Origin of the sequence: Azospirillum agricola, from assembly GCF_017876095.1 — a bacterium.
In the GTDB taxonomy this organism is placed as follows: domain Bacteria; phylum Pseudomonadota; class Alphaproteobacteria; order Azospirillales; family Azospirillaceae; genus Azospirillum; species Azospirillum agricola.
Window position 1 is genome coordinate 124,431 of record NZ_JAGINM010000020.1, and the last position, 25,237, is coordinate 149,667.

Here is a 25,237-nt window from a genome sequence, read left to right on the forward strand (position 1 = left end):
GCCGGGGACGCAAGACATGGCCGACCACGCACGCCGCCCCCTGCTCAGGGCTTGGCGGCGGACGCGGCGTTGCGGACCAGGGGACACTCGCTTTCCGCCAGCGGCCGGGCGGCGTCGGCCGCCGCGACGGTGCCGAGCTGCTTGTAATAGTCCCACGGCCCCTTCGATTCCGCCGGGGTCTTCACCTCGAACAGATACATGTCGCGCAGCACCCGGCCATCCTCGCGGATGCGCCCGTCCCTGGTCATGAAGTCGTTGATCGGCGTGTCGCGCATCGTCTTCATCACCGCCGCCGTCTCCGACGTCCCGGCCGCCTTGACCGCCTTCAGGTAATGGGTGATGGCACCGTAGTTGCCGGCCTGCACCATGGTCGGCATCCGCCCGGTCCGCTCGAAGAAGCGCTTGGAGAAGGCCCGCGTCCCCTCGTTCTGGTCCCAGTAGAAGGATTCGGTCAGCACCAGCCCCTGCGCCGTCGCCAGCCCCAGCGCGTGGATGTCGGACAGGAACATCAGCAACCCGGCCAGCTTCTGGCCCTGCTGGGTGACGCCGAACTCGGCCGCCTGCTTGACGGTGTTGATCAGGTCGCCGCCGGCGTTGGCCAGCCCGACGACCTTCGCCTTGCTCGACTGCGCCTGGAGCAGGTAGGACGAGAAGTCGGCGCTGTTCAGCGGGTGGCGCGCCGCCCCCAGCACCTTGCCGCCGGCCCCGGTGACGAAGGCGGCGGTGTCGCGCTCCAGCGACAGGCCGAAGGAATAGTCGAGCGTGATGAAGTACCAGCTGTCGCCGCCCTGCTTGACCATGGTCTTGCCGGTGCCGGCGGCCAGCGCGTAGGTGTCGTAGACCCAGTGGATGCCGTTGGGCGAGCAGGCCTTGCCGGTGAAGTCCGACGAGCCGCCGGCGGTGCCGAAGACGATCTTGTTCTTGCGCCGGGTCAGCTCCTGGATCGCCAGCATCACCGCCGAGTTGGGCAGGTCGATGATGACCTCGACGTTCTTGTTGTCGTACCAGTCGGCGGCGATCTGGGTGCCGACATCGGCCTTGTTCTGGTGGTCGGCGGCCAGCACCTCGACCGGGCGGCCGAGCACCGAGGCGCCGAAATCCTCCACCGCCATCTTGACCGCCTCGACGCTGCCGCGCCCGCTGAGGTCGGCCAGCGAGCCCGACAGGTCGGTCAGCACGCCGATGCGGATCGGCCCGGCCGCGGCCGGGGTGGAGGCGGCGGCCGGCTGGGCGGCGCCGGACTGGGCCGCCGCCGAGGCGGCCGGCCAGAAGGACCCGCCGAGCGCCAGGACGGCCGTGGCCGCCAGGAGCGCGCGCGCGATGGGCTTCGACACGGGCTTGTTCATGATCGTCCCTCCCTCTCTGTTGTGCGTGTGGGCGTCTCGTCCTTATTTTTCTTCTTTGGATGCCGCTGCTTGCGGCGCCGGCCCCGCCGCCGCGATGGCGAGGCGGGATTCCTCCCCGGCGTGGCAGATGCCCTGGAGCGCCGCCGCCATGTCCAGCATGGTCGGCAGATCGACCCGCCCGGCCTGCTGGAGCATGCGCTTGGTCATCCGCACCGCCTCCGGCGGGTTGGCGGCGATCCCCCCGGCCAGGGCGAGTGCCACGGGCAGCAGATCCCCGTCGGGCACGACGCGGGAGACGAGCCCCAGCGCCAGGGCCTCCGCCCCGCTCACCGCGCGGCCGGTGAAGGCCAGCTCGGCGGCGACCGCCGGGCCGGCGACGCGCGACAGGAACCACAGGCCGCCGTCGCCCGAGATCAGCCCGAGCTTGACGAAGTTGGAGCTGATGCGCGCCGACTCGCCCGCGACGCGCAGGTCGCACATGAAGACCAGATCGCAGCCGGCGCCATAGGCCGCGCCGTTGATGGCGGCGATCACCGGAACCTCCAGCGCCGCCATGGCGCGGGGGATGCGCTGCACACCCTCGCGGTAGGCGTTGCGCACCTGGTCGGCCGGGCCGCCGAACATGCCGCGCCGGTTGCGGATGTCATGGATGTTGCCGCCGGCGCTGAAAGCCTTGCCGGCCCCGGTCAGCACCAGCGCGCGGACGCTCCGGTCGGCCCCGACCGCCTCCAGCGCCGCCACCAGCGCGTCCAGCACCGGCGGGTCGGTCACCGCGTTGCGGGTCCTCGGCGCGTCGAGCGTCAGGATCGCCACGGCGCCACGGCGCTCCAGCCGGACGGTGCCGGCGTCCTCGGAGCAAGGAGTCTCGGTTGCGTCACTCATGCATCACCACCACGGCGCGGATCACGTCGCCGCGCTCCACGTCCTCGAAGGCGTCGTTGATGCCCTCCAGGGCCACACGCCGGTCGATCAGCTCGTCCAGGCACAGCCGGCCGTCGAGATAGGCCCGCGCGTAGGCCGGAAAATCGTCGGCCGCCCGCGCGCCGCCCAGGCTGGAGCGCAGGATCCGCCGCTCGCCGGCGATCGAGCCGAAGCGCAGCTCGACCAGCCGGTTGGGATCGGTCTTGCCGAGGATGGTGACGCTGCCGCCCGGCCGGGTGCAGTCCACCGAGTCCTGGAGCGAGCCGATCACCCCCGCCGCCTCGAAGGCGTGGTCGGCGCCGCGCCCGCCGGTGAGGGCGCGGACACGCTCCGCCACGCCCTCCCCCTTCTCCACCAGCATGGTGTGGGTGGCGCCGAAGACGGCGGCACGCTCCAGCTTGTCGGCGCGGCGGTCCACCGCGACGATGGCGCCGGCGCCGGCGAGGCGGGCGCCCTGCACCACGTTCAGCCCGACCGGCCCGCAGCCGACCACCACCACGCTGTCGCCGAGACCGACCTTCGCCACGCGCAGCGCCGCACCGACGCCGGTGATGACGCTGCACCCGAGCAGGCAGGCGCGGTCGAACGGCATCTCGTCCGGCACCGGAATGGCCGCCGCCTCCGGCACCACCGCGTATTCGGCGAAGGAGGAGACGCTGAGGAAATGCCCGACCTCGGCTCCATCGGCGTCGCGCAGCCGCTTGCGCCCGCCGGACAGGGTGGCCGCCCGGTGGTTGGGCACCACCGCCTCGCACAGCATCGGCTGGTCGTGGCGGCAGTAGTAGCATTGGCCGCAGGCCGCGTAGATGGTGCAGACGACGCGCTGCCCCGGCCTCACCCGCTGCACGGCCGAGCCGACCGCCTCGACCACCCCGGCGCCCTCATGGCCGAGCACCACCGGGACGGGCACGCCGAAGGCCCCGGTCATCGCCTCGCGGTCGGTGTGGCAGAGGCCGGCGGCGTGCATGCGGATCAGCACGTCGTTCGGCTCCAGCGGGGCCAGCGTCAGCGGTTCGATGGACAGCGGCGCGCCGACCTCGCGCAGCACCGCCGCCCGGAAGGGCGTTCCCGGCATCTTCCCTACTCCGCCGCCTGGGAGGCGGTGGCGTCCAGCCGCCGGATGGCGTCGTCGTCGCCGGTGGCCAGCGGCTCGCAGCGACGCGCCACCACCCATTCCGGGCGCGGATTCTCGACGCCGTGGGGCCGGTTGGAGACCTGGTTGTAGACGGTGTAGATGTGCCAGCGCGAATGGCGCGACATGTTGTGGCCGGAGCCGTGGACGATGTTCGGGTGGAACAGCACCACGGTGCCGGGCTTGCCGGTGATCGCCACCGGGTCGCCGAATTGGGTCATGATGTCGATGACCTGTTGCTTGGGCACCGTCCACAGCTTGTAGGAGGTCGTCGTCTCGTCCATCTCCGGGTCGAGGCGGCCGAGCTTGTGGCTGCCGGGGATGAAGTAGAGGCAACCGCCGATCTCCGTCGCCTCGTCCAGCATCAGCAGCGAGGTGGTCATGTCCGGCCGGTCGACGCCGTCGGTCTTCCAATAGCCGTAATCCTGGTGCCACTGCCAGATGGCGCCGTCGATCGCGTCCTTCAGGTTGCATTTGGTGTGGTAGACATAGACCGGCTCGTCGCCCAGCACCTGACGGGCCGGGTCCAGCACGCGCGGCAGTTCGGCCAGCGCCTGGAAGGGCGGCGAGGCGGTCGGGCCGCGCTCGTCATGGACGCGGAACACCGAGCGGACGCTGCCGGTCTTCTCGCGGATCACCCCCTCGGCTTCCAGCCCCGCCACCCGTTGCAGGTCGCGGCGCAGGATCTCGACCTCCTCGCGCGACACCAGTCCGGGGAACACCAGGAACCCGCGCTCCTCATACTCGGCGATCTGGGCGTCCGTCAGTCTCATGGCTTCCTCCTCGGGGCGAATTTCAAGATATTGTTGATGCACAGCCGATATATCGGTACCGTATTATCGTATGGAGACGAGATCAATCAGAATCTGAACGATCTGTTTTACGAACCATAGGGTGGCTCCGAGCCCCCGGTGCCCAACCCGGCGTCCACGGGGCAACCGCTTGAAACATAAGCCTGAAACATGGGAGGAAACGGGACGATGGCTTTGTGGACCAATCTGGTCGAGCCCGAGTTTCTCGAACCGCTGCGGCGCGTCGTCGCCGAGCATGTCGAGCCGCAGGCCGACGCCATCGACCGCGACGACGTCTACCCCGTCGCGGCGGTCAAGGCGCTGGCCCGCCACGGCTACAACAGCCTGACCCTGACGCCGGACCAGGGCGGCGCGGGCCTCGGCTTCGCCCATTGCGCCGCCCTGTTCGAGGAGGCGTCCTACGCCAGCGCCGCCGTCGGCATCAGCCTGATCACCATCCTCCAGGCCCAGACCATCATCCGGCTGTTCGGCGCCGACAGCCTGAAGGCCGCCGTCCTGCCGGAGTTCGGGCGCGGCCTGATCACCTCCTACGCCCTGACCGAGGCCAACCACGGCAGCGACATCCGCAGCCTCGACACCAAGGCGCTGCGCGACGGCGACCGCTGGGTGCTGACCGGGCGGAAATCCTTCATCACGTCGGGCTCGGCGGCGGAAGCCTATGTGATCCTGGCGGAGACGCCGGTCGGCGTGTCGGCCTTCTTCGTGCGCCGGGGCATGGAAGGCGTCTCGACCGAGGAGGGGCCGAACGCCGCCACCTTCGGGCTGCGCAACGGGCCGCACGTCGACCTCGTGCTCGACGGCGTGTCCCTGCCCGCCGACCATCTGATCGGTGTCGAGGGCAAGGGCGTGCGGCAGGCGGTGACGACGCTCGACTATTCGCGCACCATGGCCGCCGCCATCAGCCTGGGCATCGCGCGGGCCGCCTTCGACGGCGCCCTGGCCTTCGCCGCCAAGCGCAGCGCGTTCGACCGCAAGATCCTGGATTTCCAGGGAATCCAATGGTACTTCGCCGACATGCTGGCGGAGATCGACGCCGCCCGCCTGCTGACCCACAGCGCCGCCAGGGCGCTCGACAGCCACAGCGACATCGCGCGCTTCGGCAGCGAGGCCAAGCTGCTGGCCAGCCGGGTCGCCACCGACACCGCCGCCCGCGCGGTGCAGATCTGCGGCGCCTACGGCGTCATGGAATCGGCGCGCTTCGGGCGCTACCTGCGCGACGCCAAGGCCTACGAGATCGCCGGCGGCTCGTCGGAGATCCTGAAGAACACCATCGCCAAGCGCCTGCAACAGCACGCGGCCGAACAGACAGCCGAACAGGCGGCCAGACACCGGGAGGACCGCCCGTGATCGCCGACGCCCTCTACGCCCGCGCCGCCGCCACGCCCGACCGCCCCTTCCTGCTGTTTGGCGAACGGACCATCACCTACGGCGCCATGGCCGCCCTGGTCGATTCCGCCGTCGAGCGCCTCGCCGCCCAGGGTGTCGCCGCCGGGCGGACAGTGGCGATGCTGGTCGGCAACCGGCCCGGCTTCCTCGTCGCCTGGTTCGCCCTGTCGGAGCTGGGCGCCATCGCCGTGCCGCTCAACACGTCGCTCGTCGGCGAAGGCCTGCGCTACCTGCTGGAGCAGAGCGAGGCCACGCTGCTGATCGCCGAGGAGGAGTTCCGGCCCAACCTGCCCGGCACCGCCCCGGCGCTGCTGGCGATGGACGAGCGTTTCGAAACGGTGGACGGGCTGACCCGCGCGCCGCGCCGACGGCTCGCCCTGCCCGGTGGCACCGCCAACGCCATCCTCTACACCTCCGGCACCACCGGGCTGCCCAAGGGGGCGGTCATCCCGAACGCCTGCTACGAGCTGGCCGGCGCCCACATGACCGACGCGCTGGGGCTGACCGAGGCCGACCGCGTCCTGGTCTTCCTGCCGCTGTTCCACGCCAACCCGCAGATGTACGGGGTGATGTCCTGCCTGCACGCCGGGGCGGCGCTGGCTCTGCTGCCGCGCTTCTCGGCCTCGCGGCTGCTCGACGACGCGCGGCGGTACGAGGCCACCGGCTTCACCTATGTCGGCACGGTGCTGAGCATCCTGGCCAAGCGATTGAGCGAACCCGACCGCGACCACGCCCTGCGCTGGGCGGTCGGCGGCGGCGCCCCGCCCGGCGTCTGGCGCGAGATCGAGGAACGGCTGGGCATCGCCGTGCGCGAGCTGTACGGCATGACCGAGACCGGCGGCTGGGTGACGATGAACAGCGTCACGGCCGCGCGCTTCGGCTCGGTCGGCGCCCCGCGCCCCGACACCGAGCTGCGGGTGGTGGACGAGAACGACGCCCCGCTTCCACCCGGCGCGAAAGGCGAGATCGTCGTGCGCCCCGCCCGCCCCGGCCTGATGTTCGACGGCTACTGGAAGAAGCCCGAGGCGACCGTCGCGGCGACCCGGAACCTGTGGCTGCACACCGGCGACCGCGGCTTCCTCGACGAAGACGGCTTCCTGCATTTCGACGGGCGCTTGAAGGAGCTGATCCGGCGCGGCGGCGAGATGATCGCCCCGGCCGAGATCGAACTCGCCCTGCTGAAACACCCCGCCATCCAGGATTGCGCCGTCGTCGGCGTGCCGGACGACATCCTGGGCGAGGAGGTCAAGGCGGTCGTCGTGCCCCGGCCCGGCTTCGACCCGTGGGAGGTCGCCTCCTTCCTCCAGGGCCGCCTCCCGGCCTTCATGCACCCCCGCTTCGTGGAAGTGCGGCCCGAGATTCCCAAGACGGCGACCCAGAAGATCCAGCGCCACCTGCTGCTCGACCGGCTCGCCGGCACCGTCGATCTCAGGCCGGCGGGAAAGCGCTCATGATCGGTGGGGGACGGTGGGCCCGCCCACGCGGCTCCCCGTCCCGCCATCGATTCAGGGCGCCTCGCCCTTCACCACGACGCGCATCAGCACGCGGCGGTGCTTGCCCATCTCGAAATTCGCGACGGCGCGGTGCAGCAGGCAGCGGTTGTCCCAGAACACGAGGTCGCCCAGCCGCCATGTGTGGACGTAGAGGAAACGCTCCTGCGTGGCGTGGGCCAGCAGTTCCTCCAGCAGGGCGCGGCCCTCCTCCTCCGGCAGTCCCTCGATGTGGGAGCTGTACATGCCGATGTAGAGGCTCCTGCGGCCGGTCTCGGGATGGACGCGCACCAGAGGGTGGGCGACCGGCGGGGCGGCGGCGATGTCCTCCTCGGTCGGCGGGGCGCTGCCGGTGTAGCGGCGCATGAACTCCAGGCTCTGCACCGTCTTCATGCCCTCGATCCGCCGCTTGGTGGCGTCGGGCAGCGCGTCGTAGGCCTTGGTCATGTCGGCGAACTGGGTGTCGCCGCCGTTGGGCGGCAGCTCCACCGCCTGGAGCATGGTCAGCAGCGACGGTTCCGGCAGGAAGGACTTGTCGGTGTGCCAGAAATAGTTGGAGCTGATGAAGGGCTTGGCCACCGGGTTTCCGGCGGCGTCGAGGTTGGTGATGGTGTGCACCGCGTCCCATTTCGACCCGTCGGCCAGCCGGATCATGTGGCTCTCGATCGGGCCGAACAGCTCGGCGAAGCGGTACATGCGCTCCTTGTCGAGGGACTGGTTGCGGATCACCAGCAGATGGTGGTCGCGGAAGGCGGCGCGCACCGCCTCGACCGTCGCCGCGTCGAGCGGGCGGGACAGGTCGAGCGCGTCGGTCTCGGCGCCGAGCACCCCGGACAGCGGTCGGAAGAGGGGGACGGTGCCGGGCGGCGGCGGGGCGGCGGCGGTCTGTGCGTGCAGTTGGTCCATCACGTCGATCTCCTTGTCGAATCAATGTTTTCTAGAGGCGGCGGCAGGCCCACAGGGCGGCGCGCGTCAGGATTTGCCGATGCGCCGGATGCTCCAGCGTCGCGCGGTCGTGGCCCAGCGTGTCGGCCACCACGCGGCCGTCGCCGACGGAGCGCGCCCACAGGGCGGGCCAAGCGGTACCGCCTTCCGCCTGGACCGTCGCCAGCGGCTCGACGCCGGGGGCCAGATCGAAGTCGCCGTAGGCCTCGTCGGTCACGGTGAAGGGGAGCAAACCAGCGGTGACCGGGTGGGAAGCGGCGGTCGGGCGCAGGGTGACCGGTCCGCGCGGCGGGTGGGCGGAGCGCCCCCAGACCCAGGCGCCGCCCAGCAGATCCCGCCACTCCGGCCAGTCGTCGAAGCAGATCAGGGCGGTGTGCAGGCCGAGCAGCCCGCCGCCGCCGGTCACGAAGCCGGACAGCCGCTCCCGCCCCGCCGCCGAGAGGGAGAAGGCCCAGCGTTCGCGGTGGGGGGCGTATTTCTCGCTGCCCAGCATCCCCCAGCGCAGCGCGTAGACGGTGAGCAGATCGAACGCCCCGCCCTCCAGCGCCGCGAGCCCGCCCTCGATGTCGTCGGTGACCGTGGAGCGGATGCCGGCCTCGCCGAGCACGCCGCCGAGGGCCGGCGCGGCATCGTCGAAGGGGTGGCCGATCCCGCCGGTCAGGATCAGGTTGCGGGGCCCGGTGGTCATCGCTTGACCGGCGGGGCGCGCCGGGGCAGGTGCATCTTCAGGCTGAAGGACACGCCGCCGTCGACCATCAGGTGTTGGCCGTGGATGTAGCGCGCCTTGTCCGAGGCCAGGAACAGCACCGCGTCGGCGACGTCGTCGGCGGTGCCGAGCGAGCGGGCGGGAACCGCGCCGCCGCGCACCTCGCGCACCGCCTCGTCGGCGTAGATCGGCGCCGACATGCCGGCGTCGATGAAGCCGGGGGCCACCGCGTTGACCCGCACCCCGCGCGGGGCGAGCGACAGGGCCAGATGCTCGGTCAGCAGCGCCACGGCGGCCTTGGAGGCGGGGTAGGCCCCGGCGTCGGGGCTGGGGGCGACGGCGTTGAGCGAGGTGATGTTGACGATGGCCCCCGATCCGCGCGCCACCATCCGCCGCGCCACCGCGCGGGTGACGATGAAGGTGCCGGTCAAGTTGACATCCACCACGCTGCGGAAATCGGCGACGCTGTGGTCGAGGATGTCGCCGAAGCGGACGATCCCGGCGTTGTTGACCAGCACGTCGGGGCCGTCGCCGAACGCTTCCGTCATCGCCGCGACGACCGCCTCGATCTGGTGCTCGTCGGTCACGTCGGCCTGGAAGGCGAGTGCGCCCGGAATGCGCGCCGCCTCGACCTCCAGCCCGGCGGGATTGCGGTCGAGCAGGGCGACGCGGTAGCCGTCCTCGGCCAGACGGCGCGCGATGGCGGCGCCCAGCCCCCCGCCGGCCCCGGTCACCAGAGCGGATTTGGTCATGGAGTCCTCCGAAGCGTGGAAAGCCAAAGCGTGGGAAGCGCGCGTCACAGCGCGGCCTGGACGATGCCGCCATCCACGGGAATGGCGGTGCCGGTGATGTAGCTGGCCCGGTCCGAGCCGAGGAAGACGACGAGGTCGGCGATCTCCTCGGGCCGGGCGAAACGGCCGAGCGGAATCCCGGCGGCGATGCCGGCGGCGGCCTCGTCGGACGATTGGCCTTGCGCGGCGGCGCGGGCGCCGACCACCTGGGTCATGCGGTCGGTCGCGGTCCAGCCGGGGCAGACGGTGTTGACCAGGATGCCCTCGGCGGCGAGCTGCGTCGCCATCGTCTTGGCCCAGCCGAGCGCGCCCAGCCGCAGGCTGTTGGACAGCATCAGTTCGCCGATCGGCTGCTTGACCGAGTAGGAGCTGATGGTGACGATCCGCCCCCAGCCCTGCCGCCGCATGTGGGGCAGCGCCGCGTTGGTGGCGTTGACCGCCGACATCAGGGTCAGGCGGAAGGCCGCCTCCCAGTCCGCCCCGTCCAGCGTGTCGAAGCGGCCGGGCCGGGGGCCGGCGGCGTTGTTGACCAAAATATGGATGGTGCCGAAGGCGGCGACCGTCTCTCCCACCAGCCGTTCCACGTCGGCGGGGCTGCCGACGTCGGCGCGGACGGCCAGCACCGGCGCGCCGGTGGCCTCCAGCGCCGTCCGGGCGGCCTCCAGCCGCTCGGGGTCGCGGCCGCAGAAGGCGACGCTCGCCCCTTCGCGCGCGAAGCCCAGCGCCGCCGCCCGCCCGATGCCCTGGCTGCCCCCCAGCACCAGCGCGACCTTGCCCTTCAATCCGAGATCCATGCGTGCCGCTCCCCTTCCACGTCCGTCCTGGTCTCTCAGCCGTGTGGTTTCCGGGTGACCACGGTCCCGGCGTCGGGCTGGAAATAGCAGCGTTCGGCCTTGTAGGTGCCGCTCGCCACGGTGATGCCCCAGGTGTCGTCCTCCAGCGCCATGAAGCCGTGGATGTCGGCCGGCGGCGCGATCACCACGCTGTCGCCCGGCTCCAGCACGCGGTCGTCGATCACCGTCAAGTCGGCCTGTCCGGGGACGGAGCCGTCGTCGCGCCGCTCGTAGACCGTGTGCTTCACCCGGCCGCGGTAGACCGCCATGGTCTCCCAGTTGCCGTGGTCATGAGTGGGCACCGGCTTGCCGTTCGGCAGCTCGAACAGCAGGATCGACAGGTCGCCGTCGTAATAGAGGTATTGCGAGTTGGCGACGTGGTTGCCGACGCGCGGCACCCCCGCCTCGCGCAGGTCCGGGCGGGCGACCAGGGCGGCGACGGGGCCGCGCAGGGCCTCGCTCAGACGGGCGGTGTCGTGCCCGTGCGTCTCGATGGCCTGGATCACCGCCTGGGCGCAGGCACGGATGGCGGATCCGGATTCGGGGCTGGCCATGATGGAGGATCCTTTTGATCAGGGGCCGGTGGTGGGGGCCGGTCAGAGGCTCGCCAGCAGGCGGCGGGTGGCGGCGACGGCGCGGGCGACGCGGGCCGGCGCGTCCATCGTCCGCGCCAGCGTGGCGGTCGGGATTTCGAGGGCGAGCGGCAGGCCGGGCGGCAGCGCGCGCAGCAGCCCCGCCAGATCGATGCCGCCCTCGCCGGGAAACAGCCGCTCCTTCACGGCCGTATGGAGCAGGGAGTCGCGGTCGTTGGCGTAACCGCGCGGCGCGTCGCACAGGTGCATGTAGGCGAAGAGACCGGGCGGCACCGCCGCCACCTCGGCCGGCGTCCCGCCGGAGCGGTCGTAATGCAGGGCGTCGAGCGCGATGCCCAAATTGGGCCGGTCGGCGCGCATCACCAGACGGGCGGCGTCGGTGACGCTGGCGATGCTCATCCACGACACGAACTCGAACTGCACGGTCAACCCGAAGCCGGCCGCGTCGTCGCACAGCCGCCCCAGCCGCGCCGCCAGCCGCCCCTCGTCGGGATCGTCGCCGGTCGCCAGCACATGGCGGGCGCCGAGTTCCGCCGCCACCTCCAGGAAGGGGCAGAAGGCGTCCAGGTCGGTGTGGGGCAGCACGCGGGCGGTGTTGGCGTCGAGCGCGGTGACGCCGCTGTCGGCCATCCGTTGCTTCATGGCGCGGCGCAGGGCCGGGTCGGCCAGCAGCGGCATCGGCTCGCCGTCCGGCTGTCCGCCGAGCAGGCGCAGGCCGACATGGGCGCAGCCGGCCTCGGCCGCGACCGTCACCATGTCCGGCGGCGACAGCTCCGGCACCGTGTAGTGGGAGAGCGAGAGCGGATTCATCCGGCGCTCCCCACCCGTTCCGGGGCGGGACGAACGCCGCCATACTGCGCCCAGGTACCGGCGACGTGCCAGCCGGCGTCGACCACCAGATTGACCCCGGTGATCGCCGACGCCCGCTCCGAGGCCAGGAACTCGATGGTCTCCGCCACCTCCGACGGCTGGACGATGCGGCCCAGCGCGGTGAACTCCGCCGGGTCGGCGGCGTAGCGGCCGGACCTGATCCGCTCCGCCACGCGCGGCACCAGAGTGGATCCCGGGGAGACGCAGTTGACCCGCACCCCGGCGCGGCCCCATTCCCCGGCGAGGTTCAGCGTCAGGCTGACCACCGCCGCCTTGCTCGACGCGTAGGCGTGGACGGGCACCGAGCCGATGGCGGCGATCGAGGCGATGTTGATGATGCTGCCCCGCCCGTGCCGGGCCATGCGGGTGCCGAAGGTGCGGTTGGCGTACCAGGTGCCGGTCAGGTTGACGTGCACCGTCCGCTCCCACGCCTCCAGCGGCAGTTGGGCGGGCGGCAGCACGTCCTGGAAGACGGCGGCGGCGACCACCAGCGCGCCGACCGGTCCGTGCGCCGCCTCGATGGCGGCACCGGCCGCCTCGACCGCAACGGCGTCGGCGATGTCGAGCGTCACCGCCGCCCCGCCGATGTCCGCCGCCACCCGTTCGGCCGCGCCGGGATCGCGGTCGGCCACCACCACGCGCCAGCCGCGTTCGGCCATCAGCCGGGCGGTGGCCTCGCCGATGCCGTTGCCGCCACCGATGATGACGGCCAGCGGGTTTTGGCCCAGAGCCCCATCCTGCGTCATGCCGGGCGCCCTCAGTTCCGCAGGTCGGCGGCGAGGAAGGAGCCGTCCAGCACCTTCGACCAGTCGACCGGGCCGGACCATTCGCCCAGGCGCTCCATGCCCTTGACCCAGATGTTCAGGGCGTCCATGTCGAACTCGCCCTGGCTCCAGTATTTGATCTCGGCCATCCGCTTCATGGAGATGGTGGCGACGTTCAGCGGCAGGGTGTCGCCGTAGCGCTTGGAGACCATCTTCGCGGCCTCCTCCGGGTTCTCGTAGATGAAGTTCACCGCCGAGCGCCACGCGGCGAGCAGGCCGCGCAATTGCTCCGGATTCTTGCGCATGAAATCGCCGGTGGCGACCCCGACGGTCGGGGTCATCGACGGCAGGTTCTCCAGCGAGAAGGCGACCTTGTAGCGATCCTTGCGGGCGCTGTAGAGCGGCTCCAGGATCAGCGCCGCGTCGACACCGCCCTGCTCCAGCGCCGACAGGCCCGAGCCGACCGAGCCGAGCGCCACCATGTCGGCCTTGCCGGGATAGCCGGCGGCCTCGAAGGCCATGTTGACCAGCAGCTCGCCCGAGGATTTCGGCGCGGTGATGCCGACCTTCTTGCCGACCAGATCCTTGATCGAGGAGATGCCGCTGTCCGGCCGCGTCACCCACAGCAGGTCGTCGACCCGGCGGATCGCGGTGTGGACGATGCGGATGTCCATGCCCTGCTTGATGCCGGCCAGCGCCGTCGAGGTGCTGACGATGCCGTAGCCGAGCCCGCCGCCGACCATGTTGCGGATGCCGGTGCCGCCGCCGACCGAACTCATCACGTCGGTGACGTCGACGCCGTTCTTTTTGTAGTCGCCGCGCTCCAGCGCCACGGCGATCGGGGCGGTGTTCAGCAGGGCGCCGTAATGGGACGCCATGATCTCCAGCGCGCCGGCCTGCGGCGCCGCCAGCAGGCCGCCCAGCAGCGGCACCGCCGCGATGGTGCGGGTCAGGAAGCGGGTGATGGTCATGGCGTTCCTCCTTGGTGCGTTCTGGCTTGGTGCGTTCCGGTTTTTCTCAGCAGGCGGCGGGCGTTGTCGGCCAGCGCGGGGGAGACGGCCCCGTGGTGCCCGTTCTCGGGCTGGTCCCAGCCGGCGAAGTTGGTGCCGAACACCAGCCGCTCCGGCCCGACCACCTGGGTCAGCAAGGCCAGCGAGCGGTCGTCGTTCAGGTGCGTGTCGAACCACAGGCGCGACAGCATCTCCTCGAAGGCACCGTCCTTCTTCATCGACTGGCTGGCCCAGGGGCGCTTGATCCCGGCCTGCGCCAGCCGCCCGGCGACGAAGGCCGCCGCCCCGCCGCCGTGGCTGATCCAGACGTCGAGCCTGGGATGACGCTCCAGCACGCCGCCGAAGATCAGGGTGGCGACGGCGATGGTCTCCTGCGCGGCGAAGCCGATGATGACGTCGAGGTCGAAGCGCTTGAGCGCCGGATCGCCCGGCGGCCCGTCGATCCCGGCCGGCGCCGGGTGCAGGAACAGCGGGACGTCGAGCTTGACGAAGGCCTCGTAGAGCGGGTCGAAGGCCGGGCTGTGCAGCGGCTCGCCGGCGAATTCGGTGCCGGTCGCCGCCCCCCACAGGCCGAGTTCCGTCACGGAGCGCTCCAGCTCTTCCTTCGCCGCCAGCGGCTCCTGCATCGGTAGGGCCGCCAGCCCGCCGAGCCGGTCGGGGTAGCGGTTGACCAGCTCGGCCAGCGCGTCGTTGTGGCGCCGGCAGAAGGACACCGCCGAGGGCACGTCGATGTGGTGGAAGTAGTTCAGCGGGCTGGCCGACAGCACCTGGAAGTCGATCCCGGCCGTCTCCATGCGCCGGAGCCGCAGCTCCGGGTCGGTGAAGGGGCTGTTGGCGTGGCGCACCCCGCTCAGCCGGTAGTTGCCGACGCGGTACCAGGGCAGGCCGTTCTCGTCCACCCCGTGCTCGGGACCATGGACGCCGGCGGCGCCGTTGGTCGCCTCCAGCCGGACATGGGCGTGAACGTCGATCAGTGTGGCGGTCTCGATGGGCATGACGGGGGTCCTTCCCGGACTGCTCGGCAGCGGGTTCTGGAAGACGGGTGGAAGCGGGCGGCCTTGGCGCGGGCTCAGGCCCGGTGCATGCGGTGGTCGAGCGCCAGCAGCGCGCTGTTGACCACCACCGCGAACAGGCCGATCAGCACGGTGACGCTCATCATCGTCGCGGTGTCGTTGACGCTGATGCCGTTCATGATCATGAAGCCGAGCCCGCGCTTGGAGGCGAACATCTCGCCCACCATCACGCCCAGCAGCGTGATGGAGAAGCTGATGCGCAGGCCGGTCACGATCTCCGGCACCGTCGCCGGGACCAGGATGGTCGAGAGCGTCTGCATCGGGCTCAGCCGCATCGCGCGGGCCGAGCGGCGCAGCACCGGGTTCATCGCGCGGATGGCGCCCATGGTCACCAGCATCATCGGGATGAAGCCGTGCAGCGCGCCGAACGCCACCTTGGCCGGCATGCCCAGCCCGAAGAACAGCAGGATCACCGGGTAGAGCGTGACCTTCGGAATGGCGTAGAGCGTCACGAACAGCGGCTCCAGCACGTCCGACAGGCTGCGGCTGGCGCCGATCAGCAGCCCGGCCAGCCCGCCGCCGAGGCAGGAGATCAGCAGCGACAGGCCCAGAGCCTGCGCGGTCTCGGTGACGTTGGCCCAGAAGACCGGGTTGCCGAACAGGCTGCCCAGCCGCTGCGCCGTGACCAGCGGCGAGGCCAGAGCCTCGTCGCCCGCCAGCCCGTGGAAGACCTGCCACGCCCCCAGGATGAGCAGCGCGATGACGCCGCCGGCCAGCAGCTTCTCGCCCGTCCCGGCGTCGCCGCGCGCCGCCGCGCCGCGGCCGGCGCCGGAGCGGTGGTGGACCTTCTGCTCGGCCCAGTGCAGCAGCACGGTCAGGGTGGAGACGAAGACGACGACGAACAGCAGCAGCGCGTACATCGTCCGGTCCTGGAGGTTGTTGTACGCGAAGGAGATCGAGTAGCCGAGGCCGCTGCTGGCCAGGATGAACTCGGCGCCGATGACGCCGGTGACCGAATAGCTGAGCGCCAGCTTCACCCCGGTGAAGATGTGCGGCCCCGCCGCCGGAAGCTGGATCAGCAGCGCGTCCTGCAAGCGCCCCAGCCGGTAGGTGCGGCCAACCTTGCGCAGCACCGGCGGGATGCGGTCCAGCCCGGCCAGCGTGCCGGTGACCATCGCCATCACCGCGTAGAGGAAGCCCATGGCGATGATCGGCACCGCGTTCATGCCGAACAGCACGATGAACAGCGGGTACAGCACGAAGAAGGGCAAGGCGTAGTAGCTGGCGATCAGCGGCTCCACCGCGCGGCGGACGCGGGGGAAGGCGTGCAGGGTGGCGCCCCCGGCGAAGCCGGCGGCCATCGCCGCCACGGCGGCGGCCAGGATGTTGCGCAGGGTCGAGCCGATCTGCGTCCAGAAGCCGTCGGTCCCCATCAGCCGGACCAGTTCGGCCAGCATCTCGGACGGCGGGATCATGCTGCCGCGCCCGACCATGCCGGAGCGGCAGGCCGCCTCCAGCAGCAGGACGGCGCCGGCGGTGATCAGCAGGCGGACGACACCGGCCGGCTTCATGCTCCGGCCCCCTTCTGATTGGCCCGCTGGCCGGTCCGCTGGCCGGTCCGCTGGTTGGCCATCGCCTTCATGGATTCCTCGCGCAGCGTGGTCCACAGCCGGGTGGTGATCGCGCCGAAGGCCGGATCGCCGGCGATGGCGCTGGTGCGGTCGCGCGGCCAGCCGGTCTCGACGATCTCGATGAAGCGGCCAGGACGGGCCGACATCACGCCGATCCGGTCCGACAGCATCGCCGCCTCGTCCAGCGCGTGGGTGATCAGCAGCACCGTCGCCCCGCTGGCCCGCCACAGCCGCAGCAGCTCGTCGCCCATCAGCAGGCGCGTCTGCTGGTCGAGCGCCCCGAAGGGCTCGTCGAGCAGCACCAGACGCGGCCGCATCACCAGCGTGCGGGCGATGCAGACGCGCTGCCGCATGCCGCCAGAGAGCTGGCTGGGGTGGGCGTCGGCGAAGTCGTTCAGCCCCATGAAGTCGATGGCGTGGCGCACCCGGTCGTCGACCTCCGCGCCCCGGAAGCCGGCGCGGCGCAGCCCGAAGGCGATGTTGTCGCGCACCGTCAGCCAGGGAAAGGAGGCGTCTTCCTGGAACACCACGCCGACCCCGTCGGGGACGGTGCCGCGCACCCGCTTGCCCTCGAAGGTGATGGTGCCGTCGCTGGGCAGGCTCAAGCCCGCCAGCACGTCGAGCAGGGTGGACTTGCCGCAGCCGGACGGCCCGACGATCGAGAAGAATTCGCCCCGCCGCAGTTCCAGATCGACCGGCCCGAGGGCGTGGACCGCCGTGCCGAAGACGCGGGTGACGCCGGTCAGCACGGCGTGGCTGTCCGTCGTGGCCGCCCGCGCGAAGGGGATCGGCTGGACCGGCCGGGACGCGCCGGACGGATCGGAGGGCATCGGCGCTCGTTCTGACGACAGGCCACGCATGCGGTTGTCTCCCCTCTGGCAGCCGGCTGGCGGGTGCGTGTCCGGCGTCTGATAGTTTGTTGTCTAAACATACAAGGGCATGGGGCAGGACCTGTCCAGGACAGCTTCAGACCACCCCCATAGAAAAATTGTTTGCCCCCCGGACGACCCGATGCGAGCCTGCGGCGATCCACCAAGCGACAGGCCAAGCGACGGGAGCAACGGGCGCCATGCGCAGCCGCCAATTGGAAAGCTTCGTGCTGGTGTGCGAACTCGGCAGCATCAGCAAGGCCGCGGCGGTCCTGAACATCGCCCAGCCGGCGCTCGGCGTGCAGATCAAGGCGCTGGAGCGGGAGTTCGGCGTGCCCCTGCTGGTCCGCACGGTGACCGGCACCCACCCGACGCCGGCCGGGGAACTCTTCCTGGAGGAGGCCCGGCTGATGCTGGGACGCTTGCAGGATCTGAAGCGCCGTCTGCGCGAGGCGTCGGGGCAGGCGCCGCGCACGCTGGCGCTCGGGCTGACGCCGAGCCTGTCGGGGCTGCTGACCAGCCGGCTGATGGAGCGGCTGCGGACCGCGCTTCCCACCGTCGAGCTGAAGCTGTTCGAGGAACTGAGCCACGCGCTGATCGACCATGTCGCGTCGGGCAAGCTCGATCTGGCGCTGGCCTACAGCGTGCCCGACAGCCGGTCCCTGCACCGGCAGGCGCGGCTGGACGAGGCGCTCTGCCTCGTCACCCACCCCGGCTCGACCTTCGACACCGGCGGGCCGGTGCCGCTCGCCGCGCTGGCCACCGCCGAACTGGCGATGCCCAACGAGGGCGATCTGGTCCGCCGCCTCGTGACCGGGGCGATGACCGCGCACGGGCTGGTGCCACGGGTGGCCTTCTCGCTCGATTCCATGCAGGCGATCAAGGACGTGGTGAAGCGCGGGCTGGCCTGCGCGATCCTGCCGCACAGCGCGGTCGCGCAGGAGGTGCGCGCCGGCGCCCTAGCGATCCGGCCGGTGAGCGAGCCGCCGCTGACGCGCACGCTGTTCCTGGTGCGGCGGTCCGACGCCGAGCCGGACGCCACCACGGGTCCGGCGTTGCGCATCATCGACGAGCTGCTCGACGAACTCGGGCGCAGCGACGGCAACTTCACCAGCGCGGTGGACGGACGCCCCTCCGCGCCATGACCGTCCGAGTCATCCCCCCTCCTGCCCGGCGCCCCAGGGCCTGCCAATCTCGGAACGATCCCGCGTCGTGCCCCGGAGGACCATCGCCACACCGCACGGAGCGTTGCGAATCGTTCGCATTTTAACTACAGTCATCCCGTCATGCTCCGGTCATGGCGCGGCCACGCCGCTTTTCTGGTGGAGGAACGGGGCTACGCCATGCCCGATCAGCTTCGCATGAACGCACCGGTTCCCTGGCCGGTGACGCATGGTTGACACCGCCAAGCCGACGCTCGACGCCGTTTTCGTCGGACATCGGGGCGCGCTTGTCCGGCTGTTGGCCCGCATGGTGGGCAGCGTCGCCACCGCCGAGGATCTGGCCCAGGAGGCCTATCTCAAGGTGAGGGCGGCGGAACGCGGCCGGCCGGTGGACCATCCGGTGCCCTTCCTCTTCCAGACGGCGCGCAATCTGGCCTTCGACCATTTGCGGCGGGAGCGCCGGCACGCCGCGGTGATGGTTCAGGACCTCACCGCCGAGGGGATGGAGGAGGTCGCCGCCGCCCTGCCCTCCCCGGAAACCGAGGTTGGCGACCGCCAGCGGCTGCTCCGCATGGAAACCGCGCTGGCGGCCTTGAGCGAGCGGCAACGCCGCATCCTTCTGCTGAACCGGATGGAAGGCTTGTCCCATGCGCAGATCGCCGAACGGCTCGACGTTTCGGTCAGCACGGTGCAGAAGGATCTGAAAACCGCCCTGCTGGCCTGCCTGGAGGTTTTCGCACGGCTCGATCGCGAGGGATTGCGGGTTTCTCCCCGCCCGGACGTCTTATAAGGTGAAAGACCGTGACGGCACCACACGCGACCTCCATGCCTGACGACACCGACCCTTCCCTGCCGCTGGAACAGGCGCTCGACTGGTTCCTCCGCCTACAGGCGGAGGACGTGGGCGAGGAGTGTCGCCAAGCCTGCGCCGCTTGGTGCGCCGCCGATCCCCGAAACGCCCGCGCCTGGGACTTGGCGCAAGGCATGTGGGCCTCGCCCCTCTTCACGGACGCGCTGGCCGCCGCCGCCCTACCCAGCACCGCCCCCCCAAACACCGCGCCGGCGCCCGAGCCGCCGGCAATCATGCCGGCGGACGCCGCGAGGGTGCCGCCCTCCGGACGATTCCAATCCCGATCCCGGCCGCACCGGCCGGCGCGGCGCCAAGCGGCGCGCGTGGCGGCATGGGCGGCGGCGGTGCTGGTGGCGGTCGGTCTGGGCTGGGCGTCCGACCTGCCCTTGCGCCTGCGGGCCGACCACCGCACCGCGACCGGCGCGCAGGAGCGCGTGGTGCTGGCCGACGGGTCGCGGGTGCTGATGGACACGGGGACGGCGCTGGCCACCGACATCGCCGGGGCCGAACGGCGGACCCGGCTGCTGCGCGGGGCCGCCTTCTTCGAGGTGACGCCCGATCCCACCCGCCCCTTCCGGGTGGCGGCCGGTCCCGCCGTCGTGACCGTGGTCGGCACCGCCTTCGCCGTCCGTTACCTGGATGATCGGGTGACGGTGACGGTGCGGCACGGCACCGTGGACGTCGCACGGCCCGGCGATCCCGCCGTGCGCCTGCGCGCGGGGGAGGAGGTGGCGGTCACCGCGTCGGCCATCGGCCTGCCCCACCCCACCGATCTGACCGCGGCGCTCGGCTGGGTCGATGGCCGGCTGGTCTTCGAGGACCGCCCCCTGGGGGAGGTTCTGGGTGAGCTGGACCGCTATCATCGGGGCCTGATCGTGGTTCCCGATTCCCTCGCCGCCCGGCGGATCACCGGCAACTACCGGCTGGACGATCCGGTGCGGACGGCGGCGTCCCTCGCGGAGCTGGTGCGCGCCGAAACGCTGCGGATCTCCGACGCCCTGTTGATCCTGCGCCCGCGCCCCTGATCCGCCGGTCCCTCCCCCGCGCCTCTCCGCTCGCGGCGCGTCCACAAAAAAAATTCCGCTTTTCCCGATCCGCGAACGTCAAGTCGGCATGCCTTTCGGAATGCGTCGCACTTGCAATCCGCGACGCCGACCCGGCGGCTTGAGACATCGTGATCATGGGGAAGCACGGCGATGGGTTTGGGGATCATGGGAAGGGGCGCGGGCGCGCGCCGGGGAACGGCTCTGCTGCGGGCGGTGCTGCTGTCCTCGGCGATGGCGGGTGCGGCCACGGCGGGGAGCGGTGTCGCGGCGGCGGCGAAGGCCGACGGACAGGTGGCCCAGGCGGCGGGGCAAGCGGCGGGGCAGCGGTTCGACATCGCGCCGCAGGGGCTGGTGACGGCTCTCAACGCCTTCAGCGCGGCCAGCGGCTGGGAGGTCGGCTTCCCGGCCGAGGTGGCGCGCGGCGTGGCCTCCCCCGGCGTGTCGGGCACCATGAGCGCCGACGACGCGCTGCGCCGCCTGCTGTCGGGCACCGGCGTGTCGTTCCAGATGACCGGCCCCGGCCGCGCCGTGCTGTCGCGGCCGCAGACCGGCGGCGTGGTGCTCGATCCGGTGACGGTGCAGGGTGCGCGTGAACGGGCGACCGGCCCGGTGGTGGGCTATGTCGCCCGCCAGAGCGCCACCGCCACCAAGACCGACACGCCGATCCTGGAAACCCCGCAGTCGATCGCCGTCGTCACCCGCGACCAGATGGACGCCCAGGCGGCGCAGAATCTGGCCGACGTCCTGAACTACACCTCCGGCGTCACCACGGGACGCAACGGCGAATCCTCCTCCTTCGGCGGCGACGGCATCTCGGTGCGCGGCTTCGGCGGCGACGGCACCACCGGCGTGTCCTTCAACGAGTATCTCGACGGGCTGCGGCTGAAGGGCAGCGGCTATCTGACCTCCGGCATCGATCCCTACCTGTTCGAGCGGGTCGAGGTGCTGAAGGGCCCGGCCTCGGTGCTGTTCGGGCAGGCCAGTCCCGGCGGTCTGGTCAACATGGTGACCAAGCAGCCGTCCCCCGACGCCAGGCACGAAATCCTGCTTCAGACCGGCAGCCACGGCCGCAAGCAGGCCGCGCTGGATGTCGGCGGCGACGTGACCGGCGACGGCCGGCTGGCCTACCGCTTCGCGGGCATCGGGCTGGACACCGAAACCCAGACCGACTTCACCGAGCGCCGCCGTCTGGCCGCCGCCCCGTCGGTGACCTGGAGGCCGACCGACGACACCAGCCTGACCCTGGTCGGCCTCTACCAGCGCGACAATTTCGACGGTTCGCCGCTGAACTTCCTGCCGGCCCAGGGCACCCTGCTGCCCAACCCCAACGGCAAGCTGCCGACCAGCGTCTTCATGGGCGATCCCAACTTCAACGACTGGGACCGCAAGACCATGAGCATCGGCTACCGGTTCGAACACCGGTTCGACGAGCACTGGACGGTGCGGCAGAACGCCCGCTACCTGCACAACGACCTCAGCTACAAGGGCCTCTACGCCGCCGGTCTCCAGCCCGACCTGCGCACCATGCGGCGCAGCGCCTTCTCGCTCAGCGAGCGCGCCGACGATCTGACCATCGACAACCAGATCCAGGCGACCTTCGACACCGGCGCGCTGCGCCACACCGTGCTGGCCGGCGTTGACCACCAGAGGCTGAAGAGCGACACGGTGCGCGGGCTGGCGACGGCGCCATCCCTCGACATCTTCAACCCGGCCTATGGCCTGCCGATCGCCGATCCGCCGATCTACCAGAGCATCGCCACCCGCATCACCCAGACCGGCGTCTACGCCCAGGACCAGATCAAGTGGGGCGGGCTGGTTCTGCTGATGGGCGGGCGGCAGGATTGGGCCGAGACCCGGCAGCGCAACCGGCTGAATCAGGGGACCTCGGCCCAACAGGCCGATGCCTTCACCGGCCGGGTCGGGGCGCTCTACCTGTTCGACAACGGTCTGGCGCCCTACGCCAGCTATTCGGAATCCTTCGAGCCGACCGCCGGCAGCGATTTCGCCGGCAGGCCCTTCGAGCCCACCACCGGCCAGCAGTACGAGGCCGGGCTGAAGTACCAGCCACCGGGATCGAGCAGCCTGCTCACCCTGTCGGCCTTCCACATCACCCAGCAGAACGTCACCACCGCCGACCCGCAGCACACCAACTTCAACATCCAGACCGGCGAGATCCGCTCACGCGGCATCGAGGCGGAGGCGCGCGTCAGCCTCGCCGACGGGCTGAACGCGGTCGCCAGCTACACCTGGCTCGACGCCGAGGTGACCAGGAGCAACGACATCAACCGCGGCAAGCGGCCGGTCGCCGTGCCGACCCATTCGGCCTCGGCCTGGGGCGACTACACGGTGCAGGACGGCCCGCTGGCCGGGCTGGGCGGTGGCATCGGCGTGCGCCATGTCGGCTTCACTTACGGCGATCCGGCCAACAGCTTCAAGGTGCCGTCCCACACGCTGGTGGACGCCGCCCTGCGCTACGACCTGTCCCATCTGCATCCGCATCTCCTGGGCGTGCAGGCGGCGGTCAACGCCAGCAACCTGTTCGACAAGCAGTATGTCTCGGCCTGCTCGCGGGCGACCAACTGCTATTACGGCCTGCGCCGCACCGTCATCGGCTCGCTGAAGTATTCCTGGTGAGACGGGGAGTCGAGATCGCGCTGCGGACCGCGACCGCCGTCGCCGGTGGCTATGCCCTGGCGGCGGGAACGGCGGCGGCGCTGGCGCTGGTGTTGCCGGCCTTGCAGGACCGGTCGGAAGCGGTGTTGACCGCCACCATGGCGGCGCTGCCGCCCTGCGTCCTGACCGTGGTGATGGTGTTCGCAGCCGCCAGTGCCCTGCGCGCCCTGGCCTGGACCGCCGGTCTGTCGGCGGCGGTCTGGGGGGTGGCCATCCTGTTGAAAAACGTGGCGGGGACCGGGGCATGAACGGCAGTTTCCGCCTGTCGATGACGTGGCTGCACAATTGGGGCGGGCTGGTGGTCGGCTGGCTGCTGTTCTGCGTCTTCCTGACCGGAACCACCGCCTACGCCCGCCACGAGATCACCCGCTGGATGCAGCCCGAACGGGTCGAGGCCGCGGACAGCCCCAACGCCGCGGCGGCGGCCATCGCCACCCTGTCGCGCGAGGCGCCGCAGGCGCGCCGCTGGCTGATCATGCTGCCCGACGAGCGGGAGACCGCGACCCAGGTCTATGTCTACAACCGGCCGGGCGTGCAGCCCGGCTTCCGCCGGCTGACGCTGGAGCCGGCGGACGGCCGCCCGGTGCAGGCGCGGGCGACCTACGGCGGCGACTTCCTCTACTACTTCCATTTCGACCTGCGGATTCCCGGCGTGGCGGGGCGCTATCTGGTCGGCATCGCCGGAGTGGCGCTGCTGGTGGCGCTGATCACCGGCTTCGTCATCCACCGGCGGGTCTTCTGGGATTTCTTCGCCTTCCGCCCCAACCGCTCGCGCACACGGCTGTGGATGGACGTCCACAACGCGCTGGGCATCCTGGTGCTGCCCTACCACGCGCTGATCACCGTGACCGGGCTGGTGCCACTGATGTTGCTCTATCTGCCCTGGGGCTTGCAGGCGGCTTTCGGCGACCGGCCGGCCGAGTTCAACGCGGCGGTCTACGCCGAACCGATGCCGCCGGCCGCCTCGGGACGGGCCACCGCCCTCGCCGCCGTGGAGCCGCTGCTGGCGGAGGCGGCGCGGCGCTGGGATGGCGGGCGGCCGGGGCGGGTCGTCGTCGACAACCCCGGCGACGCCGCCGCCACCATCCTCGTCAAGCGCACCGATGCCGACCGGGTGGTGATCACGCCGGAGGCCATCCTGTTCGACGGCACGACCGGCGCGGTGCGGAAGGTCTGGGACGGGACGGGCGCCGCCGCCGCGACGCGGGCCGGCGCCTACGGCCTGCACATGATGCGCTTCGCCGACGCTCCGCTGCGGCTGGCGATGATCCTGTGCGGGCTGGCGGGAACCGCGATGATCGGCACCGGGCAGGTCTACTGGATCATCAAGCGGCGCAAGCGGGAGGCGACCGCGTCTTTCGGTCTGCGTCTGGCCGACGGCGCCAATCTGGCTGTGATGGTCGGCCTCCCGGTCGCCATCGCCGCCTATTTCTGGGCCAATCGCCTGTTGCCCGACGGGTTGGCTGGCCGGGAGACGCTGGAGGTCGTCGCCTTCTTCGCCGCATGGCTGCTGGCGGCCCTGCACCCGGTCCTGCGCGGTGTCCAACGCGCCTGGGGTGAGCAGATGGCGGCGGCTGCGCTGTTGTGGATCGCCCTTCCCCTGGTGAACGCCTTGACCAGCCATGCCCACCTTGGGGTGACGCTGACACGTGGGCTGTGGGGGGTGGCCGGCATCGACCTGACCGCGCTGGCGGCGGGCGCCCTGTTCACACTGCTGGCTTGGCGCCGCTTCCATGCGGCGCATCGGCACATCGACCAACCGCGCGAGGCGCTGCTGCGGCGCGGCCTGTAACTCGGCATGGCAACGGGACGCTGCCGATCAGGATCAAGGGTCGCCATCCTGCTCGGCAGACCATCATCCAGACAGGGACGACTAACCCTGGGATCCCCAACGCGAAAAGGCCCGTCGCGTCTGTGACGCAGCGGGCCCTTGGTGAAGGTGTCGCGTGTTCGGTGAAGATGGCGCGCGTTTGGCGAAGCTCCTGGTCGTGCGAGTTTTTGTGTAGTCTGATTAATCCTGTGCCTTGGGGACCTGGCGGCGACCTACTCTCCCACGCCTTAAGACGCAGTACCATCGGCGCAGAGGCTTTTCACGGCCGAGTTCGGGATGGGATCGGGTGTTTGTCACCTCGCTATGACCACCAGGTCACCGAGGCACAGGAACCGGACGTCTCGTCCAACCGGAGCGTTTCGCGTTCGCGCTTTCGTGCAAGTGACGTGTTCTGAGGATGATCGAAACGGCGTGTTGGCCGTGGGGTGGAAGCGGGCTTGCCGCTGCGCGCGGCGCGCCTTGTTGTGGGAGATCAAGCCGATCGAGCGATTAGTAAGGCTTAGCTTCGGGCGTTGCCGCCCTTCCACACGCCTCCTATCGACGTGATGGTCTGTCACGGCTC

Annotated in this window: 23 protein-coding genes and 2 rRNA genes; 8 read left to right on the forward strand and 17 right to left on the reverse strand. The window is 71.0% G+C overall.

The window, feature by feature from the left end:
* Positions 1-44: 44 nt before the first annotated feature.
* From J2847_RS25570 to J2847_RS25585, 4 genes are read right to left on the reverse strand one after another with little or no spacing between them, the layout of a single operon-like run.
* A complete protein-coding gene (locus J2847_RS25570) occupies positions 45-1,346 on the reverse strand; it encodes an ABC transporter substrate-binding protein (protein WP_209781604.1) in 1,302 nt (433 codons plus the stop codon).
* A gap of 42 nt (positions 1,347-1,388) precedes the next feature.
* Positions 1,389-2,228, reverse strand: a complete 840-nt coding sequence (locus J2847_RS25575; protein WP_209781605.1) for an enoyl-CoA hydratase-related protein — start codon at positions 2,226-2,228, stop codon at positions 1,389-1,391.
* Positions 2,221-3,342, reverse strand: coding sequence for an alcohol dehydrogenase catalytic domain-containing protein (locus J2847_RS25580; protein ID WP_209781606.1), 1,122 nt, complete (start codon positions 3,340-3,342; stop codon positions 2,221-2,223). The genes J2847_RS25575 and J2847_RS25580 overlap by 8 nt, the downstream gene beginning before the upstream one ends.
* Positions 3,343-3,347: 5 nt before the next feature.
* The gene (locus J2847_RS25585) at positions 3,348-4,172 is read right to left on the reverse strand and encodes a phytanoyl-CoA dioxygenase family protein (RefSeq protein WP_209781607.1); all 825 of its coding nucleotides are present in this window, start codon (positions 4,170-4,172) and stop codon (positions 3,348-3,350) included.
* A 207-nt stretch (positions 4,173-4,379) separates the two neighbouring features.
* Between J2847_RS25585 and J2847_RS25590 the strand changes: the two genes are divergently transcribed.
* A complete protein-coding gene (locus J2847_RS25590) occupies positions 4,380-5,558 on the forward strand; it encodes an acyl-CoA dehydrogenase family protein (protein ID WP_209781608.1) in 1,179 nt (392 codons plus the stop codon).
* Positions 5,555-7,051 carry a class I adenylate-forming enzyme family protein gene (locus J2847_RS25595; protein WP_209781609.1) on the forward strand — a complete coding sequence of 499 codons (1,497 nt, stop codon included), beginning with the start codon at positions 5,555-5,557 and terminating at the stop codon, positions 7,049-7,051. The genes J2847_RS25590 and J2847_RS25595 overlap by 4 nt, the downstream gene beginning before the upstream one ends.
* 51 nt (positions 7,052-7,102) lie before the next feature.
* On the opposite strand, the gene J2847_RS25600 is transcribed toward J2847_RS25595, so the two are convergent.
* From J2847_RS25600 to J2847_RS25650, 11 genes are all read right to left on the reverse strand, one after another.
* Positions 7,103-7,993, reverse strand: coding sequence for a TauD/TfdA dioxygenase family protein (locus tag J2847_RS25600; RefSeq protein WP_209781610.1), 891 nt, complete (start codon positions 7,991-7,993; stop codon positions 7,103-7,105).
* A 31-nt stretch (positions 7,994-8,024) separates the two neighbouring features.
* Positions 8,025-8,720: a ThuA domain-containing protein gene (locus J2847_RS25605; RefSeq protein WP_209781611.1), complete on the reverse strand. Its 696-nt coding sequence runs from the start codon at positions 8,718-8,720 to the stop codon at positions 8,025-8,027.
* Positions 8,717-9,490 carry an SDR family NAD(P)-dependent oxidoreductase gene (locus J2847_RS25610; protein WP_209781612.1) on the reverse strand — a complete coding sequence of 258 codons (774 nt, stop codon included), beginning with the start codon at positions 9,488-9,490 and terminating at the stop codon, positions 8,717-8,719. Before J2847_RS25610 ends, J2847_RS25605 begins: the two co-directional genes overlap by 4 nt.
* A gap of 44 nt (positions 9,491-9,534) precedes the next feature.
* A complete protein-coding gene (locus J2847_RS25615) occupies positions 9,535-10,323 on the reverse strand; it encodes an SDR family oxidoreductase (protein ID WP_209781613.1) in 789 nt (262 codons plus the stop codon).
* 35 nt (positions 10,324-10,358) lie between these two features.
* The gene (locus tag J2847_RS25620; RefSeq protein WP_209781614.1) at positions 10,359-10,916 is read right to left on the reverse strand and encodes a cupin domain-containing protein; all 558 of its coding nucleotides are present in this window, start codon (positions 10,914-10,916) and stop codon (positions 10,359-10,361) included.
* Positions 10,917-10,958: 42 nt separating this feature from the next.
* Positions 10,959-11,765, reverse strand: coding sequence for a sugar phosphate isomerase/epimerase family protein (locus J2847_RS25625; protein ID WP_209781615.1), 807 nt, complete (start codon positions 11,763-11,765; stop codon positions 10,959-10,961).
* Entirely contained in the window at positions 11,762-12,571 is an 810-nt protein-coding gene (locus J2847_RS25630) for an SDR family NAD(P)-dependent oxidoreductase (protein ID WP_209781616.1), read from the reverse strand. The genes J2847_RS25625 and J2847_RS25630 overlap by 4 nt, the downstream gene beginning before the upstream one ends.
* 11 nt (positions 12,572-12,582) lie before the next feature.
* The gene (locus tag J2847_RS25635) at positions 12,583-13,560 is read right to left on the reverse strand and encodes an ABC transporter substrate-binding protein (protein WP_209781617.1); all 978 of its coding nucleotides are present in this window, start codon (positions 13,558-13,560) and stop codon (positions 12,583-12,585) included.
* Positions 13,557-14,594, reverse strand: coding sequence for an amidohydrolase family protein (locus tag J2847_RS25640; protein ID WP_209781618.1), 1,038 nt, complete (start codon positions 14,592-14,594; stop codon positions 13,557-13,559). The genes J2847_RS25635 and J2847_RS25640 overlap by 4 nt, the downstream gene beginning before the upstream one ends.
* A 74-nt stretch (positions 14,595-14,668) precedes the next feature.
* On the reverse strand, positions 14,669-16,183 hold the full coding sequence (locus tag J2847_RS34315) for an ABC transporter permease (protein WP_233474775.1): 1,515 nt from the start codon (positions 16,181-16,183) through the stop codon (positions 14,669-14,671).
* Positions 16,180-17,073 carry an ABC transporter ATP-binding protein gene (locus J2847_RS25650; protein WP_209781619.1) on the reverse strand — a complete coding sequence of 298 codons (894 nt, stop codon included), beginning with the start codon at positions 17,071-17,073 and terminating at the stop codon, positions 16,180-16,182. Before J2847_RS25650 ends, J2847_RS34315 begins: the two co-directional genes overlap by 4 nt.
* 239 nt (positions 17,074-17,312) lie before the next feature.
* On the opposite strand from J2847_RS25650, the gene J2847_RS25655 reads away from it, so the two are divergent.
* The 6 genes from J2847_RS25655 (at position 17,313) to J2847_RS25680 (ending at position 24,636) form a co-directional block, all read left to right on the forward strand.
* The gene (locus J2847_RS25655; protein ID WP_209781620.1) at positions 17,313-18,257 is read left to right on the forward strand and encodes a LysR family transcriptional regulator; all 945 of its coding nucleotides are present in this window, start codon (positions 17,313-17,315) and stop codon (positions 18,255-18,257) included.
* 247 nt (positions 18,258-18,504) lie between these two features.
* The gene (locus tag J2847_RS25660) at positions 18,505-19,065 is read left to right on the forward strand and encodes an RNA polymerase sigma factor (protein ID WP_209781621.1); all 561 of its coding nucleotides are present in this window, start codon (positions 18,505-18,507) and stop codon (positions 19,063-19,065) included.
* A gap of 35 nt (positions 19,066-19,100) precedes the next feature.
* On the forward strand, positions 19,101-20,150 hold the full coding sequence (locus tag J2847_RS25665) for a FecR family protein (RefSeq protein ID WP_209781622.1): 1,050 nt from the start codon (positions 19,101-19,103) through the stop codon (positions 20,148-20,150).
* Between the two features lie 171 nt (positions 20,151-20,321).
* Positions 20,322-22,805: a TonB-dependent siderophore receptor gene (locus J2847_RS25670; protein ID WP_209781623.1), complete on the forward strand. Its 2,484-nt coding sequence runs from the start codon at positions 20,322-20,324 to the stop codon at positions 22,803-22,805.
* On the forward strand, positions 22,802-23,092 hold the full coding sequence (locus tag J2847_RS25675; RefSeq protein ID WP_209781624.1) for a hypothetical protein: 291 nt from the start codon (positions 22,802-22,804) through the stop codon (positions 23,090-23,092). Before J2847_RS25670 ends, J2847_RS25675 begins: the two co-directional genes overlap by 4 nt.
* A complete protein-coding gene (locus J2847_RS25680) occupies positions 23,089-24,636 on the forward strand; it encodes a PepSY-associated TM helix domain-containing protein (protein ID WP_209781625.1) in 1,548 nt (515 codons plus the stop codon). The genes J2847_RS25675 and J2847_RS25680 overlap by 4 nt, the downstream gene beginning before the upstream one ends.
* 238 nt (positions 24,637-24,874) lie before the next feature.
* Here the strand turns inward: J2847_RS25680 and rrf are convergent.
* Positions 24,875-24,990 (reverse strand): 5S ribosomal RNA (rrf, locus tag J2847_RS25685).
* Positions 24,991-25,143: 153 nt separating this feature from the next.
* A 23S ribosomal RNA gene (locus tag J2847_RS25690) occupies positions 25,144-25,237 on the reverse strand; the annotation flags it as partial.